The following is a 15344-nucleotide window of genomic DNA, read 5'->3' as shown; positions in this document are numbered from 1 at the left end:
TGTTTTAATATAAGTATTTAGTTTTAAGTGAAAGCCTTCCGGAATTTATTTTAGGAAGGCTTTTTTTATTAAGGTGAAACTGTCATTTTCTGACTAATGATAAAATCTTTCCTCAACTTTTCTTCAGCTTCTTTGATTTGAATTTTACTCAAAGGCTTTTCTTCAAACCTTTCATAGACAGAATTATCATTATCAAATGTAATTTTCTCAACAGAATAAATCTCTTTCGGAATATTTCCGCCAAACCATAATTTATCGGGCTTTTGCTTCCACGTTACTTCATATAAAACTGCATTTTTCGGATAATTGGAATCTGAATGTTGTTTTGCATAATCAAAAGCAATTTCATTTCCATATAAAGTTGACATTGTGCTGTCTTTTGGCTGAATTGATGATGTGATGGGATTCATCAACAAAGGATTTTCCTTCAATTCGTCATTTTGTTGAACAGATGCTCCGATATTCAAAAACTCTTTTGATTTTTGTTCGCAGGAAACGATGATTGCCAATGCGAAGAATAGAATCATATTTTTCATTATTTCTGAATTTTTTTAAGTTGAGAAATCAAATACAATGGAGAAGTAAAGACATAATCCCGATTTTCCATCGGCTTGTGACATTCGATACATTCTTTATCAAAATCAGGCGTTTCTCCGTAAGGTTTCAGGTCATTTCCTTTCCATCTTCCCCAAGCCCAGCCTTTGGTTTTCTCATATTTTTTCGCATCTTTTACCATCAATTCCACCTGAACAAATTCTCCGGTTGCAATACTTCCATCGTTATTAACTCTTTGTTTCCAAGCGGTTTTCGCGAAAGAAGTTCCATCAGGCCAAGGATTCGTATTTTTCTCCTGAATGGCTTTTACCGCAATATCATTTCCGAAAATAATGCGCATCGTTCCGTTATCAAAACGGTCTGTCGTGCTGATGGCTTTCCAGTTTCTGTAATCAGGAATATATTGCATACCGTTTGGTGAAGGTTTTACAGTAGGATGTTTCAATTCACCATTAATCCACGAATTGTACTGTTTTTCTGCCGAACTGATTTGCGAACTGTCCGAAATTTTTCTTGAAGCAAGTGACAATGCATAATTTTTAAGAATTTCAATTTGGCGTTCATTCAACTTTGCAGAAGAATGTATCGCAGCATAACTCGGAATGGGCATTTCGCCTGATAAAACTTTATTAATAGCGTAGTAAATTGTAGAGTTTTGCTGAAGTTTTGGCCACGAATTCCATTTAGAGAAATCAAGTGCTTCACGACCTTCTTTGATGTGAGAAGTGACCAAAAAATTTGCAGGCGTAATTTTATCATACCAACGCAAATTGGCTTCCGAAGAATGACAATCAAAACACGAATTTCTTAGAATTGTATTGACTTCTTTGGGAACATTCACAAGGTCTTGCGTAGGTTTTCCGTCATTAATATTTTCAGGTCTGAAAAGCTGAATGAGCAGAAAACCAGCAAGTAAAATCCAAATGAGTTTATTGATGTTTTTCATTAGATTAATTTAAGAATTAATTATAAATCTACAATCATACCTTTCCACGCGGGTCGTCGATATGAATTTTTGAAACATCATAACGAACGCCTTCTCGGTCAATAATTCTAACGTTTTTCACAACAATACTCAAAGCTTTTAAAAACGTTTCCGAATTTTCGTGACGTTCATACGCTTCTTTATCTTTCCAGCCTTCCAAAAGGTGAAATGTGTTTTCATCTGCCAAATCTTGGGAAAAAGCATAATAAATACAGCCTTCCAGTTGATTTGCGGCAATCATTTCTGGGATAACAGCGTCAATGAAAATTTGTCTGTCTTCGGGATGCACTTTGTAATAAGCACTTACCGTAATTTCTGTCGTTTGTGTTTTATCGTGGTTATTGGATGTTCCGATTTTTTCTGAATGATTCATATTATTTATTTTAAAATTAATGATTAAAGAAAAGTCACAAACTCCTCAAATGGTTTGCGCACTTTTTTCTGATTAAGATTCCAGTCATTTTCTGTGTCTCTGTAGCCTAAAGCCAACAGCATTGAACTTCGTAAACCTTTGGATGAAAGTTGTAAAAATTCATCAAGTGCAATTGGGTCAAAACCTTCCATCGGTGTAGAATCTATTCCTTCTGAAGCAGCTTCAATAATTGCTAAACCTAAAGCAATATTCGCTTGTTTTGCTGCATGATGAAAGTTTTCCTCGATGCTCATATTTCCGAAAAACTGCTTTGAAAATGTTCTTTGTTTATCATAATGAGCAGAATCTACACTGCGTTTTTCTGCCAGATAATCGAATACATTATCAATTCTTTCTTTAGAATATTCGTCCCAAACAGCGAAAACTAAAAGATGTGATGATTCAATAATCTGAGGTTGATTCATTGCGATGGGTAATATTTTCTTTTTGATTTCGGGATTACTGATGACGATGATTTCGTATGGCTGTAATCCAATTCCGGAAGGTGCCAAATGAGCCGCTTCCAATATGTTATTGATTTTTTCTGAAGAGATTTTTTCGCCCGTCATTTTTTTTGTGGCGTATCTCCAGTTTAATAATTCTATGATATTTTTCATTTGATTTTATGTTTTAAATCAAGGTAAATGATTACTCGCATTTACCTTGATTGGTTTATTTAAAAAACTCCTAATTGCCCTAAAAGTATCGTTCCCGCATTATAACAATGGAATGATTTTACTTTTCCGTTTTCAATTTTGAAGACGTCACAACAAGGCACTTCGATGGTTTTCCCCGTCGGTTCCAAAGTTCCTGATGCTAATTGAAGCGGTCCGTTATGTGTTCCGTTCAATGATAATTCTACAATTACTGTATTTTCATCTTCCAAGACGTACAATTCGTACAATTCTCTGTGCATATCTGGAAAAGCTGTAGCAAAAATATCCACCGTTTTACCGATGTCCTGACCGTAATATTTGGTTCCGGAAGATACATCCCAGAAATATCCGTCTTCTGCAAAAAGTTCTGTAAATCCTTTTGAATCCTGAACTTCGGCGATTCTATACAATTCACGGATTAATGTTTCGTTGGCTGAATTTTGATTGATTAATGATGCTTTCATATTGTTTTATTTTAAATGTTAAAGATTGAGTTTGATTAAAAATTGAATTAGATTTAAAAGAGAATTTAATTTTTGTTATCTACAAAGACATAAAGTTTCACAGCTTTTCCATTTTCGAAAACGAATAAATCCATTCCTGTTACTGCGTCCGGTTTTTCGGGAGTTCCGTTTTGCCAATACAATCTTGCGATGTTGTGATTGACGTCTATTGCTTTAATGTGAGAGAATTTAGAATTCGGACTTTTCTGTTGTAATCCATCCACAAACCCATTGATTTCTTTATGACCAACTGCGATAAAATGACTGTCTACCATTTCGATATCATCGGCATAGATTTTTGCCATCAAAGCTTCACGTTTTTTAAGGTCTCTCTCGTTCCAAATTGCTAAATGTCCTTCTACTAAAGATTTAATTTCTGCTTCAGAAAGTGTTTTTGAATCTGATTTTTCGGTTTCATTTTTTACAGCATCTTTTGGTGACCATAAAATTGTTGTCGGATTTTTTTTCTCATAACCTTTTCCGTTCGGGTAAGAAACCAATTCCATTTTAGAACCCCACGGTGTTACAAAATACACCCAAGTTTCGCCTTCTGTATCTCCTGATGGCATCAAAAACGGTTCTCCTAAAAATTGAACGCCTTTGCTTTTAAGATACGCTACACTTTTGCTGATATCATTGGTGTAAAAAGCAATGTGACTCGCTCCGATATCGTCTCCTGCAGGTTGTTGAGCACTGCCTTTGTTATCTTGATATTCGAATAACTCGATGTTGGCTCCTGTTCCTGCTTTTAACATTTTGATGGTTACGGGACCAGTTTTAGCGTTCATATGATTGTTCTTTTTCCAAGCATCATCCAAAGGAATCGGACCTAAAGTTGTAACTGCTGAAAATCCTAAAACGTCTGTAAAGAAATTCACTGCCTGTTTCATATTTGGAACGTTTATTCCCACGTGGTCGATTCCAAGAATTCCTGTTCTTTCCTGCGCTGATGTGTTTGAAACTGCTGTTGATAATAAAAGTGCACTTGCTACTACTGTTGCGTTGGCTTTGATTTGTTTTTTTAAATTGCTCATTGTGATAATTTTTTGTTGTTATTGTATGAAGCAAATTTCCAACATTCAGTAGCCTTCTTCCATTGACAAAAGCTTGAAAAAAAAGCAAACAAATGTCAATGAAAATGATGATTTGAATACGAAGCTTTCTCTTTAGCCCCGATTGCAACGGCATCCTTTTGTGGAGCAAAGCGGAACAAAAGATATAGTGGAAAGCGGGAAATAGCTCCAAATAAAAATCAAAAAGGCTGGAACTAAACATTCCAACCTCATCAGTTATGATTTAAAATTATATTTATTCGCTGTATTTTGCCAACCATTTTGCTTTCAATTCGGCTCTGGCATTAATGAATTCCAAATCTGTTCCCTGCGCAACGGCATCCAAAGGAAAACGTAACGGACGAGAACTTTCTTTCATCTGAATCAATTCTAAAATTCCGTCTGCGATGGTTTGCGGATTCATATTAAATTCTTTCATCTTGCCAAATAATGCAGCGCCAATCGCATTAAATTGTTCTGTCGCAACAGGGTCATACAATGTCGCAATTTCTGGTTTGTCTGCATTAACTCCAGCTTTTTCGCCTGTGTTCATTTCTGTCGGATAAACGCCCGGCTGGATGGAAACGTTGTCGATATTGAACTGTTTCAATTCATCCTGTAAACCTTCTGTAATGCTTTCAACACCGAATTTGGATGCAAAATAAGGAACCATAAAGGGCGAAGTATGCGCACTTGCTCCAGAAGTGATATTGATAATCAAACCGCTTTTATTCTCCCTCATAGAAGGCAATACAGCCTGATAAGTTCGGATAACGCCATAGAAATTCACTTCAAACATTTGGCGGATTCTGTCCAAACTATAAGCTTCCAACAATCCAAAACCTGAAACGGCTGCGTTGTTGACTAATACATCGATTTTGCCATACTTTTGAAGTACTTTTTCGAATGCATTGGTTACCGAAATATCGTCGGTTACATCAATTTCAACGACTTCTAAATTAGGAAGTGCTCCTAATTCTTTGGCTACGGTTTCATTTTTTCCTGAAACGCCTCGCATTCCTGCGATTACGGTGTAACCTGCATTGGCAAGTGTGGTTGCTGTTAATTTTCCAAATCCTGTGCTTGTTCCTGTGATAAAAACTGTTTTGTTCATTTTGTCTTATTTTTAATTGTTAATTTTAATAAGACAAAGATGTTGCAAGATGAAGTTTTCTTCCATTGACAAAAGCTTGAAAATAATGCAAACAAATGTCAATGAAAATGAAACGTTTTATTTCTTAACCATATTTCTACGCAGTCTGGTAAGGGTTTCTGGTGTAATTCCAATATAGGAAGCAATCATATGTTGCGGAATACGATTGACGATATGAGGATATTTTTCAAGGAAATTCTGATATTTTTCTTCTGCCGTAAAACTGATATTCGCCAAAATTCTACCTTGAGAAACAATAAAACTCTTCTGAATAATCTGATTGACCATTTGATTCAGTTGAGGAATTTCTGCGCAAAGCTTTTCAAAATCTGCTTTTTCTATTAAAATCAATTCTGTTGGTTCGATTGCATCAATATTAAGACGAGAAGGTGTTCCATTAATTAAACTTTCACGGTCGCCTGTCCAATAATTTTCGGGAGCGAAGTTGATAATATGTTCTGTTCCGTTTTCAGCGATGGAAAAGGTTTTCACCAAACCTCGACAAATAAAAGCGTTGTAATGCCAAACGTCTCCTTCCTGACAAAGAAACTGTTTTTTGCGGAGTTTTTTAGGCTTGCAAACAGATTCTATTAATTGTATTTCCGAAATGGAAAGTTCTATTTTGTCGGTAAGGTATTTTAGGAAAATCTCGAACATTGATTATGAGTTATAGAACAAATTTAATTATTATATCTAAAATTAATCGATTTTAAATTTCAAAACGTATTTCTGTGCTATTTTTCAGCTAAAATGAGCTACCTGCTCCGTTGGGTTTGATGATAACTTTGCTTCATTAAATAACACTAAAAAATTAAAACAATGAGTAAAATAGTTTTTATCACAGGAGCATCAAAAGGATTCGGAAAATTATGGGCAGAAGCACTTTTGGAAAGAGGAGACAAAGTAGCGGCAACAGCAAGAAACATTGCTGCATTACAGGATTTGAAAGATAAATACGGCGACAATATTTTGCCTTTAAAGCTTAATGTCAACAACCGTTCAGAAGTTTTTGAAGTAACGGAACAAGTAGAAAAACATTTCGGAAGAATTGATGTCTTGATTAATAATGCAGGTTTTGGCTTATTTGGAACGACAGAAGAAACGACGGAACAGCAGGCGAGAGAACAAATGGAAACTAACTTCTTCGGTTCACTTTGGGTAGCACAGGCCGTTTTACCGGTAATGAGAAAACAAAAAAGCGGACATATTATTCAGATTTCCAGCTTTTTGGGACTAACGACTTTACCGCTTTTAGGATTGTACAACGCTTCAAAATTCGCAGTAGAAGGGTTGATTGAAACCATCGGTTCGGAAACAGCTCATTTGGGAATTAAAACGACGTTGATTGAACCAAACGGATTTGCCACAGATTGGGCAGGAGCTTCGGCGGTACAGACTTCTTCGGATATTGCAGATTATAATCCGGTGCGGGCGGCTTTTGCAGAAAGTGGAGAAAATCCGGATACCTGGGGAAAACCGGAAGCGACAGTAGAACCTGTTTTGAATCTTATCGACAATCAAAATCCTCCGCAAAGATTATTGTTTGGTAAAATTGCTTATCACGTTGTGAATGAAGTTTACACGAAAAGATTAGACGAAATCCAAAACTGGAAAGAAGTGAGTATCGCCGCTCACGGTCATTAATTAAATAATTATCTGTTTTTTCATAATACAAAATCAGCAGTCATTTTGTCATTCCGTAGGAATCTAAACTGCATTATTTTCAGTTTGTTGAGATTCCTACGGAATGACAAACAAGCTGTAAAAACAAAACTATTATAAATTACGGACATTCATATTAATCAAATTTAAAATCTAAATCGGCGGAAAAAATAACAATGTTTTTTTGTGCTAAAGTTCCGCTGATTTGTGAAATTAATTCCAACTAAATATTCTCAACTTTGAACTACTAAATAACAAACAAAATCTTAATACTTATGAAAACAATAGCTTTAAACGCAGAAACACAATTTGCAGAAATCAACAACAATAAAATTGCTTACAGACAATTCGGAAACGGAGCTCCATTGTTCTTTGTGAACAGATTCAGAGGCATTATGGATACTTGGGACCCTTTGTTCTTAGATTCTTTGGCAGAAAAAAACACCGTTATTCTTTTTGATTATCCGGGAATTGGAAGTTCAGAAGGCGAATTGCCTTTGGATATTGTAGAAGTGGCGAGTACGGTTCCTGCTTTGGCAGACCATTTGGGAATCGATATGTTTAATGTGTTGGGTTGGTCGTATGGTGGATTGGTGGCGCAGGCCGTTACTTTTCAGAATCAAGACAGAGTTTTGAATACCGTTTTAATCGGAACAAATCCTCCGGGAGAAAATGAAATTCCAATGGAACAGGTATTTTTTGACCATGCTTTAAAACCGATTAATGATTTGGAAGATGAATATTATCTGTTCTTTGAGCCGGCTTCCGAAAAAAGCAGACAGGCGGCCCAGGAATCTCACGACAGAATCGGGAAGAGATTAGAACGTTCGTTGATTCCTTCTACAATGGAGGCTTTCCAGAGATATTTTGCAGGTTCGGCAACGATGAAAGAAGATAAACTGAACTTCAGAGAAGGTTATAAAACACTGAAATCTCCCGTTTTGGTTATTTCCGGAGACCACGACATCAGTTTTGCAACAGAAAACTGGTTTCCATTATTGAAAAATGCACCTACAATGCAGCATATTATTTTGAATGATGCGGGGCACGGTCCTCAACATCAGCATCCGGAGCTTACAGCAGGATACATCAACCTTTTTTTAGGATAATAGTAAATCCTGTTTCCGGTAAATTATTTTAACTTAGATAAAATTAAACCGATGCAACATTACAAAACCCTTACCGAATTACATTTGGGTAATCATTGGGACGCTCCGGAACATCCGCTTTTCAGTATGATTGGCTGTCAGTCGGAGTGTAAATTGGGGAACAGAGAGTTTACCACAGATTGTTATGTGATAGCTTTCAAAAAAATAAAATCAGGGATTTTTATGTACGGCCGCACACCGTATGACCACGACAACGGCTGTCTGTTTTTTGCGAAACCGAGACAGATTATCGAGATGAAAAATCTTGAGTTTGAAGAAAAAGGCTATATGCTGATGATTCATGAAGATTATCTCAACGGTCACGAGCTTTTCAAGGAAATTGAAAAATACAGTTTCTTTGATTATGAAGTAACGGAAGCTTTGCACCTTTCTCCAAAAGAAGAGCAGATTATTTTGGAACTTCACTCGAAAATTCAGGGAGAATATTTTAATAATCCCGATGAATACAGTCGTGAGATTATCTTAAGTCATATTTCATCGATTTTAAAATATGCGCAGCGATATTACAAAAGGCAGTTTATCGACAGAGCGCAGGTGACGGGAAAAACGGCTTCGAAATTCAATGATGCGCTCAGAAAATACATCAGCGAAGGTTTGCTGGAAAAAAACGGACTTCCGAATGTTGCATTTTTAGCTGACCAGCTTTTTGTTTCACCAAGATATTTAAGTGATTTATTAAAACAGGAAACAGGGAAAACCGCAATGGAACTCATTCATATTTTTATGATTTCCGAAGCGAAAAATCTGTTGCGATTAGGAGAAAAAGGCGTCGCTGAAATCGCCTATGAATTAGGATTCGAAAATGCGTCTTATTTCACAAGATTGTTCAAAAAACAGACGGGAATGAAACCTTTGGAATTCAGGAAGTCGCAGATGAATTAAACATACATTAATTTTAGCTAGAAAAGAAAATTGGTTTTCTTTTTGAGATCGTGTCAATTGATTTTGGATAATTGTTTAAATAAAGAATCTGTCTCATTTTTGAGACAGATTCTTTATTTAGTATATATTACAAGTTGCAGATCAAATTTATTTTTTCGGTTTTAGAGAAAGGTTGTCCACATAAACTGCTTGATGCACTCCATTTAATAAAACTTTAAGACCTACATGTGAGTCTTTCTTTAAAGAAATAGTAAATGTTTTTTTATCTCCCGTTATTTTTGACGGCTTAGCTATTGAAACAAAAGATTTTGTATCAGCTGTATTGTTGATTGAGAATAGCTCTAATGTAGTTTCTCCTCCATTGTCAGAAGCATCAAGAGTAAGTGTATAATTTCCCGCTTTGATTTTAGGGGTAATTAAATACATGTTTTCTCTAGGACTGGTCATTGAATAAAAGGTGATTTTTTTCTCATTAACGTAAAGCATTGCTTTCCCTTGTTGAGCAGTCCAACATTTGTTAATGTCTTTCCAGGTGTCAAAGTTTTCAGTAAGAGTAGATACGGTTTTGCATTGCGCTTTTGCAGTTAGTAATCCTCCTAAAGTTAATATTCCTGCAAATATTATTTTTTTCATAGTATTATTTTAATCTATTCTAGGTAAAAATAACTAAAAAAAGACTAAGCCATGAGCATCATGTCAAATATCATGTTTTACTATGAATAGATTAAAGACAGATTTTCTAGAGACAAGATGTTGTTAGTGATTCGGTTACGTAATTAAAGTAGCATGATAATTTAAAAAAAACTCATTGAATAATCATCTGATTCCCAACACCTGATACAGTTCCTCTTTTTTGTTCATCGCAATAGAAATAGATTTTCCATTGATCAATTCAGCCATATTTCCATTCAGACTTCGGATGGCTTCCAGATTAATAATAAACGAACGTTGAATTCGGAAGAACTTAGGAAGGGTAAGAACTTCATCCATAGATTTCAAAGTTGCCAGTGTTGTGTATGCTTCATTATTAATTACAATTTTAAGATAATCGCCCTGAGCTTCTATATAAAGGATCTCATCCAAAAGAATCTTCGTGAGTTTTCCATTAGACTTAATGAAAATTCGGTCAGAATTTACCTGATGAACGGTAGAGTTTTGTTTTAAACTGATATACTCTTTTGCTTTGTTTACAGCTTTCAAAAATCGGTCGAATCTAACGGGTTTTACCAAATAATCTGTTGCGCCGGTTTCAAAACCGTCTAAAGCAAAATCTCTGTGAGCCGTTATAAAGATGATAACGGGTGGATTTTCTAAAGTCTTTACGAAGTCTAAACCATTGATTTTTGGCATCTGAATGTCACTGAAAATAATATCAACCGAATTGTTTTCCAAAAACATCAGTGCTTCCACTGGATCTCCAAAAGAGTTAGTCAGTGTCAAAAACGGAATTTCCTTAACAAAATTTTCAATAATTTCTCTTCCAATCGGTTCGTCATCAAGTACGATACAACGTAGTTTTTCCATTTTTACAAATTAATTTTTAGTTCGACTCTGAAGCTGTTTTCCAATGTCTGGATATTCAGAATATGCTGATTTGGGTAAAGTAAATGCAGTCTTTTTTTGATGTTTTCTAATCCGATTCCTCCCCATTCTTTTCTATTTTCGGTTTTATCAATATCATTTTCCAAAACAAAATAAAAGGTATTGTTTTTAATTTCGATTTCTTGTTTGATATATTGATTTTGAGAGCTTCTTAAACCATATTTGAAGGCATTTTCTATAAAAGTAAAAGTCATTAAAGGTGCAATATAAAGTCCTGAAAAATCATTTTCTGCAAAGATTTTCAACTCAATATTTTTATCTTTAGGGTATCGCATTTTTTCAAGCTCAAAATAGTTTTTGATAAAATCAATTTCCTTTTCCAGTGCTACTTTTTCAGTATTGGATTCGTAAAGCGTGTAGCTCATGATATCGGAAAGATTCAAGATGACTTCGGGTGCGGTATCATCTTTTTTGACACTTAAACCGTAAAGATTATTCAGTGTGTTGAAAAGAAAATGAGGGTTCAGCTGAGATTTCAGGAAGTCTTTTTCGATGTTGATATTCTGGATTTCGACTTCCAGTTTTTGCTCCTGTAATTGGATGGCTTTGTTGTAAATTCTTACGATTTCAAATACGATCTTCACAAAGAAAAACGGCGACAATGTATAGATGACAATCATTGCATTAGACAAAACTGTCTCAAATTTGATGGCCTGTAAATAGCTCTGAGAAGCATTTTGACTTATAATATTTTTGAAACGTTCATGATCAATTTCGTAACCTAAATAATGATAAAGACAAAAAATAAAATAATTGACAGACAACCAAATATAAATACAAAATGGGATGCTTATGAGAAACAGTAGAACAGAAATTCCTCTTTTTTTTGAAATGATAAACGGGACAAACAGATAGAAAAAACTGTAAAAAACCACTGCATTATTGATTGCGTTTCTGAGTGTCAGAATAAAGCTATCAAAAACTGATACTCCGAATTCCAGATGATAATTGAGAAACAATAGAGCGGAGCACACGAACCACATCAAAAAATGGAAAATTATTTTCGGACTTTTGTTATAGAATTTCTCAAATTCTAACAAGGTATTTTGATTGGAAATAAATTCGTTTTGGTTAAGTTTTATCTGCATTTTTCTTTTGGCGTTTTCAAAAATAAGCTTTTGAGATTAGAATTAACGGCTGAATGAAGATTTTCAATATTCAGATTTTTATTCTTTTTGAAATTTTACAAAGGTTTTTTGAAAACCTCAGTTTTTCCTTCTTGTGTTAAAGTAAATTTCTTTTTTTCCGGATAGAAAGTTAGCTTTACATTTTCAGATTCAAAATTATGATCTCCCATATTGTTTAATGTGAAATAAATTTGACCAGTTTGAGATGCCTGAAATGTTAGCTTTTTTCCGTTTGAAGAAATCGTTACAGATTCTTTTTTATCATCTCCTCTGTAAGTTCCCTGGATTTTAGAAAATTGATCTTCTGGCATTTCATCAATTGTTTTGAAGTTAGGTAAAACCGCAGCTTTTCGATAAGCGTACCCTAATAAATTTCTCATCACATCGTCCGTATTAATATTTACTGCATTGGTAAGACAGACAAGACCCAATTTTTGTTTAGGAAAATACCAGTATTCTGAAATGAAATTTTCAACACGTCCGCTGTGATCGTATCCTTCGATGTCTGTAAAACCTAATTTCATAATTCCCAATCCGTATTCTCCTCCTTTTTTCGGGAGCATGATTTCTAAATTTTTAGCAGCAATCAATTTCCCTTCAAAAACAGCAGAGATAAATATGTTAACTTCTCTTGGAGTAGAAGTGATTCCGCCACTTCCGGGATGATTAGAATAATGTACGGTTGTATTTTTTAAATAATTATCCTGAATATTGTATGACAAAGCCTCATTTTTGGTTTCATCAATCTCAAAACTATAATAGGTATTCTTTAGATGCAGCGGTTTAATTATTTTTTCATCTAAAATTTCAGCATAGGGCTTCTGATAGATTTTTTCTAAAATAAATCCTAATAATGCGTAATTCGTGTTACTGTATTCATATTCAGCTCCAGGTTTGAAATTGCTCTTTTCTTTTGAAAAATAATTGATGAACTCATCTTCGGTATGGAAGTTTCTTTCCCAATCCAATTCTCCATCTTTTTCTGTGAAATTATAAATTCCTGTTCGATGTTTTAGTAACTGTTCGATGGTTATCTTTTCTGCATTTTTTATTTGAGGGTAATAAGATGATAATTTCGTTGTGAATTTCAGTTTTTGTTCCTCAATGGCTTTTAAAATTAAAACGGCAGTGTAAGTTTTAGTAATGGAACCTACCCGAAATTTGGTGTTTTCGTCGATCAGTTTTTTTGTCTCGGCGTTGGAATAGCCAATCTGCTTAGAATAAATAATGCTGTCTTTGTACGAGATAGCAACACTTCCCATCATTTTTCTATTGTTAAAAAGATGATCTAAATAAGGATCTAAATTTTGTTGAGCCGAGAATTTCTGATTTGCTAAAAAAAGAAGAAGTAGGGTGAAAATTGTGTGTTTCATTTTTTAATATTTTAATTTACAGAAGTCTGATAATTACATTCATTACATTGATTATGTTATGCCCAAGAATCGGGAAAATAAGATTTCCGGAGAATTTTCTTAGAATTCCAAGACTTAACGATGAAATCAAAGTGAGATATATAATTGTGATAATGTCAAATTTTAATTGATGATCCGATGTCAAAACGAATCCATGACTAATTCCAAATAGAAGCGTAACGATGATGAATCCCCAACCAAACTGAATTTCTTTAAAGTTCCAGTTGGGTAAAAATACTTTATCAAAAATCCACAAGTAGATCCCTCGGAATAATAATTCCTCCGTCAATCCGGGTAATGTAGCCTGAAAAGCAAAGGTTTCTAAATCAAATTCGCCCCCTTTGGGAAATAGAATGAATTTAAAAATGAAATCAAAAATCAAGAACCCAAGAAAAACTAAAACACCATATTTTACCTGATCTTTTGAATGGATAGAAGTTGTGAATCCGATTTCTTTTTGACTGTTTTTATTAACCGAAAAAATGAAAATTAAAGAAATTGCTAAAGCTAATAATTTCCCGATCCAGGCGAATTTGAATCCAAAATTTGGCAGGAATTCTTTGCTTACAATCTGAACATAGTTGTCAGCTAAAAAGATAAGGATGAATAATAAAAGAAATTTCAGATTTCCTTTTTGAGATTTGAAAAGGGCAAGAATGAAAATTGGTAGCATTACCAAAAGCCATATAAGTGGAGTGAATAGAGACATTTTTAGTTGTTTTTAATTTCTGATTCAAAAGTAGGCTTGAGGGAAATCGAATACAATTAAAATCGGTGAAAGAGAAATTTTATCGGTCAGAATTTTAGTATTTTCCGATTAATGAAATGTTGATAATTCTGTACTAAAAGCTAATCAGCCATACAAAATAAAAAATGGCAACTATATACAATTTTACACATTGTCATTCTGACGAAGGAAGAATCTAATGATAGCTTAGATTCTTCATTTTACTGCGTTACATTCAGAATGACAGAGTCATAGTAATTAAGACAGCCGAATTAATATAAAATTGTATATAATTATCTAAAAAAATATCTAAAACTGAAGTACAAGAGTAGGCTTTTTAAAAAGAGAAAATATTTAAAATCGAACAAAAATTTTAGATTTACTGTCTGTGTAATGTATAAAAAATAGCAGACTGTAAAAATTTGATAAAGATATTTTATGGCATAAAAAAAGAGACAACTATCAAATAGTTGTCTCTCTATGTACCCAGGACCGGGATCGAACCGGTACTCCTAAGAACTGGTGTTTGAGACCAGCGCGTCTACCAATTCCGCCACCTGGGCTTGATGTTTACTTTAAGCGTTACTGCTTGTTTCAAATTGGTGTGCAAATATAGGAACTTTTCTTTATACTCCAAAGTTTTTTGTAGAAAATTTTTTAGAAATGTATCTCCAAACCATCGTATCCAAGGTGTATTCCGGGTGGAAGTTGCTTGTCTTCAATATCATGCAATCCGAGATGATGACTTATGTGAGTTAAAAATAATTTTTTAGGTTTTAGCTCATCAAATAGCTTTATCACATCCGGAAGGATAAAATGGGCAGGATGAGGATCAAATTTTCGGATACAGTTTAAAATAAGAACATCCAGATTCTTTAACTTCTCTTTTTCCGTATTAGAAATAAATCCTGCATCAGTAATATAAGCGAGGTTTTTAAATTTATAACCAAAAACTGTGATTTTATAATGTATTACTTCAATAGGAGTGATTTCTATGTCCAAAATATGGAAAGGTTTATTTTCAATATCATGAAGATCAAATGCAGGAGCTCCGGGATATCTTACATCTGCAAAAGCATACGGAAAACGATTTTTTACTTCATTTCCGACTCTTGGGGAGCAATAAAGGGGAATATTTTTTCCACTTTTGAAAATCAACGGTCGCATATCATCAAGACCAATTACATGATCATTATGTTCATGAGTAAGCAAAGTGATATCCACGTGAGTTTCGTGGTTTGAAAGCATTTGTTGCCTGAAATCAGGTCCGCAATCGATCAGTATTTTCTTGTTTTCATCTGTAGTTACCATTACAGAAGATCGGAGTCGACTGTCTTTTGGATTTTTTGAAGTACACACTTCACAAGTGCAGCCAATCACGGGTACGCCTTGGGAAGTTCCCGTTCCTAAAAATTTCAACTTCATTTTCTTTTGAGGTTGGTTTAAT

Annotated in this window: 17 protein-coding genes and 1 tRNA gene; 3 read left to right on the top strand and 15 right to left on the bottom strand. The window is 34.4% G+C overall.

The features are described 5' to 3' along the window. Nucleotides 1-68: 68 nt before the first annotated feature. The 8 genes from RM51_RS18180 to RM51_RS18145 all read right to left on the bottom strand — a co-directional run bounded on the left by RM51_RS18180 (nt 69) and on the right by RM51_RS18145 (nt 5973). The gene (locus tag RM51_RS18180; protein WP_039372937.1) at nt 69-536 is read right to left on the bottom strand and encodes a hypothetical protein; all 468 of its coding nucleotides are present in this window, start codon (nt 534-536) and stop codon (nt 69-71) included. After that, a complete protein-coding gene (locus tag RM51_RS18175) occupies nt 536-1501 on the bottom strand; it encodes a cytochrome P460 family protein (RefSeq protein WP_039372935.1) in 966 nt (321 codons plus the stop codon). Before RM51_RS18175 ends, RM51_RS18180 begins: the two co-directional genes overlap by 1 nt. A 34-nt stretch (nt 1502-1535) precedes the next feature. Further along, complete coding sequence (locus tag RM51_RS18170; RefSeq protein WP_039372933.1) at nt 1536-1913, bottom strand: putative quinol monooxygenase; 378 nt, start codon at nt 1911-1913, stop codon at nt 1536-1538. Between the two features lie 23 nt (nt 1914-1936). Beyond that, on the bottom strand, nt 1937-2569 hold the full coding sequence (locus RM51_RS18165; RefSeq protein ID WP_039372931.1) for an NAD(P)H-dependent oxidoreductase: 633 nt from the start codon (nt 2567-2569) through the stop codon (nt 1937-1939). A gap of 59 nt (nt 2570-2628) precedes the next feature. Beyond that, a complete protein-coding gene (locus tag RM51_RS18160) occupies nt 2629-3072 on the bottom strand; it encodes a nuclear transport factor 2 family protein (protein WP_039372930.1) in 444 nt (147 codons plus the stop codon). A 65-nt stretch (nt 3073-3137) separates the two neighbouring features. Next, nucleotides 3138-4145, bottom strand: a complete 1008-nt coding sequence (locus tag RM51_RS18155) for a VOC family protein (RefSeq protein WP_039372928.1) — start codon at nt 4143-4145, stop codon at nt 3138-3140. A 274-nt stretch (nt 4146-4419) separates the two neighbouring features. Continuing rightward, the gene (locus RM51_RS18150; RefSeq protein WP_039372926.1) at nt 4420-5277 is read right to left on the bottom strand and encodes an SDR family oxidoreductase; all 858 of its coding nucleotides are present in this window, start codon (nt 5275-5277) and stop codon (nt 4420-4422) included. Between the two features lie 117 nt (nt 5278-5394). Continuing rightward, nucleotides 5395-5973 (bottom strand): Crp/Fnr family transcriptional regulator, encoded by a 579-nt coding sequence (locus RM51_RS18145; RefSeq protein ID WP_039372923.1) that lies wholly within the window; start codon nt 5971-5973, stop codon nt 5395-5397. 162 nt (nt 5974-6135) lie between these two features. Here RM51_RS18145 and RM51_RS18140 point away from each other — a divergent pair, with 162 nt between their 5' ends. The 3 genes from RM51_RS18140 (at nt 6136) to RM51_RS18130 (ending at nt 9029) form a co-directional block, all read left to right on the top strand. After that, a complete protein-coding gene (locus tag RM51_RS18140; RefSeq protein WP_039372920.1) occupies nt 6136-6960 on the top strand; it encodes an SDR family NAD(P)-dependent oxidoreductase in 825 nt (274 codons plus the stop codon). A 293-nt stretch (nt 6961-7253) separates the two neighbouring features. Beyond that, nucleotides 7254-8087 carry an alpha/beta fold hydrolase gene (locus tag RM51_RS18135; protein ID WP_039372919.1) on the top strand — a complete coding sequence of 278 codons (834 nt, stop codon included), beginning with the start codon at nt 7254-7256 and terminating at the stop codon, nt 8085-8087. Nucleotides 8088-8138: 51 nt separating this feature from the next. Continuing rightward, nucleotides 8139-9029, top strand: coding sequence for a helix-turn-helix domain-containing protein (locus RM51_RS18130; RefSeq protein ID WP_039372916.1), 891 nt, complete (start codon nt 8139-8141; stop codon nt 9027-9029). A gap of 147 nt (nt 9030-9176) precedes the next feature. On the opposite strand, the gene RM51_RS18125 is transcribed toward RM51_RS18130, so the two are convergent. From RM51_RS18125 to RM51_RS18095, 7 genes are all read right to left on the bottom strand, one after another. Beyond that, entirely contained in the window at nt 9177-9662 is a 486-nt protein-coding gene (locus tag RM51_RS18125; RefSeq protein ID WP_039372914.1) for a hypothetical protein, read from the bottom strand. A gap of 183 nt (nt 9663-9845) precedes the next feature. Then, a complete protein-coding gene (locus tag RM51_RS18120; protein ID WP_039372912.1) occupies nt 9846-10553 on the bottom strand; it encodes a LytR/AlgR family response regulator transcription factor in 708 nt (235 codons plus the stop codon). Nucleotides 10554-10555: 2 nt separating this feature from the next. After that, complete coding sequence (locus tag RM51_RS18115) at nt 10556-11719, bottom strand: sensor histidine kinase (RefSeq protein WP_039372910.1); 1164 nt, start codon at nt 11717-11719, stop codon at nt 10556-10558. 95 nt (nt 11720-11814) lie between these two features. After that, the gene (locus RM51_RS18110; RefSeq protein WP_052248565.1) at nt 11815-13131 is read right to left on the bottom strand and encodes a serine hydrolase domain-containing protein; all 1317 of its coding nucleotides are present in this window, start codon (nt 13129-13131) and stop codon (nt 11815-11817) included. Between the two features lie 16 nt (nt 13132-13147). Continuing rightward, a complete protein-coding gene (locus RM51_RS18105; RefSeq protein ID WP_039372908.1) occupies nt 13148-13879 on the bottom strand; it encodes a CPBP family glutamic-type intramembrane protease in 732 nt (243 codons plus the stop codon). Nucleotides 13880-14380: 501 nt separating this feature from the next. After that, nucleotides 14381-14460, bottom strand: a tRNA-Leu gene (locus RM51_RS18100). Nucleotides 14461-14554: 94 nt separating this feature from the next. Then, complete coding sequence (locus RM51_RS18095) at nt 14555-15322, bottom strand: MBL fold metallo-hydrolase (RefSeq protein WP_039372906.1); 768 nt, start codon at nt 15320-15322, stop codon at nt 14555-14557. Between the last annotated feature and the right edge of the window lie 22 nt (nt 15323-15344).

The organism is Chryseobacterium taiwanense (assembly GCF_000813825.1).
Lineage (GTDB): Bacteria > Bacteroidota > Bacteroidia > Flavobacteriales > Weeksellaceae > Chryseobacterium > Chryseobacterium taiwanense.
The sequence above is the reverse complement of the archived record's forward strand: the minus strand, read 5'-3'. Positions and strand labels throughout refer to the sequence as shown.

Excerpts from the sequence above, each read along its gene's own strand:
- RM51_RS18180 (WP_039372937.1), bottom strand. The coding sequence starts at position 536 with ATGAAAAATATGATTCTATTCTTCGCATTGGCAATCATCGTTTCCTGC.
- RM51_RS18175 (WP_039372935.1), bottom strand. The coding sequence starts at position 1,501 with ATGAAAAACATCAATAAACTCATTTGGATTTTACTTGCTGGTTTTCTG.
- RM51_RS18170 (WP_039372933.1), bottom strand. The coding sequence starts at position 1,913 with ATGAATCATTCAGAAAAAATCGGAACATCCAATAACCACGATAAAACA.
- RM51_RS18165 (WP_039372931.1), bottom strand. The coding sequence starts at position 2,569 with ATGAAAAATATCATAGAATTATTAAACTGGAGATACGCCACAAAAAAA.
- RM51_RS18160 (WP_039372930.1), bottom strand. The coding sequence starts at position 3,072 with ATGAAAGCATCATTAATCAATCAAAATTCAGCCAACGAAACATTAATC.
- RM51_RS18155 (WP_039372928.1), bottom strand. The coding sequence starts at position 4,145 with ATGAGCAATTTAAAAAAACAAATCAAAGCCAACGCAACAGTAGTAGCA.
- RM51_RS18150 (WP_039372926.1), bottom strand. The coding sequence starts at position 5,277 with ATGAACAAAACAGTTTTTATCACAGGAACAAGCACAGGATTTGGAAAA.
- RM51_RS18145 (WP_039372923.1), bottom strand. The coding sequence starts at position 5,973 with ATGTTCGAGATTTTCCTAAAATACCTTACCGACAAAATAGAACTTTCC.
- RM51_RS18140 (WP_039372920.1), top strand. The coding sequence starts at position 6,136 with ATGAGTAAAATAGTTTTTATCACAGGAGCATCAAAAGGATTCGGAAAA.
- RM51_RS18135 (WP_039372919.1), top strand. The coding sequence starts at position 7,254 with ATGAAAACAATAGCTTTAAACGCAGAAACACAATTTGCAGAAATCAAC.
- RM51_RS18130 (WP_039372916.1), top strand. The coding sequence starts at position 8,139 with ATGCAACATTACAAAACCCTTACCGAATTACATTTGGGTAATCATTGG.
- RM51_RS18125 (WP_039372914.1), bottom strand. The coding sequence starts at position 9,662 with ATGAAAAAAATAATATTTGCAGGAATATTAACTTTAGGAGGATTACTA.
- RM51_RS18120 (WP_039372912.1), bottom strand. The coding sequence starts at position 10,553 with ATGGAAAAACTACGTTGTATCGTACTTGATGACGAACCGATTGGAAGA.
- RM51_RS18115 (WP_039372910.1), bottom strand. The coding sequence starts at position 11,719 with ATGCAGATAAAACTTAACCAAAACGAATTTATTTCCAATCAAAATACC.
- RM51_RS18110 (WP_052248565.1), bottom strand. The coding sequence starts at position 13,131 with ATGAAACACACAATTTTCACCCTACTTCTTCTTTTTTTAGCAAATCAG.
- RM51_RS18105 (WP_039372908.1), bottom strand. The coding sequence starts at position 13,879 with ATGTCTCTATTCACTCCACTTATATGGCTTTTGGTAATGCTACCAATT.
- RM51_RS18095 (WP_039372906.1), bottom strand. The coding sequence starts at position 15,322 with ATGAAGTTGAAATTTTTAGGAACGGGAACTTCCCAAGGCGTACCCGTG.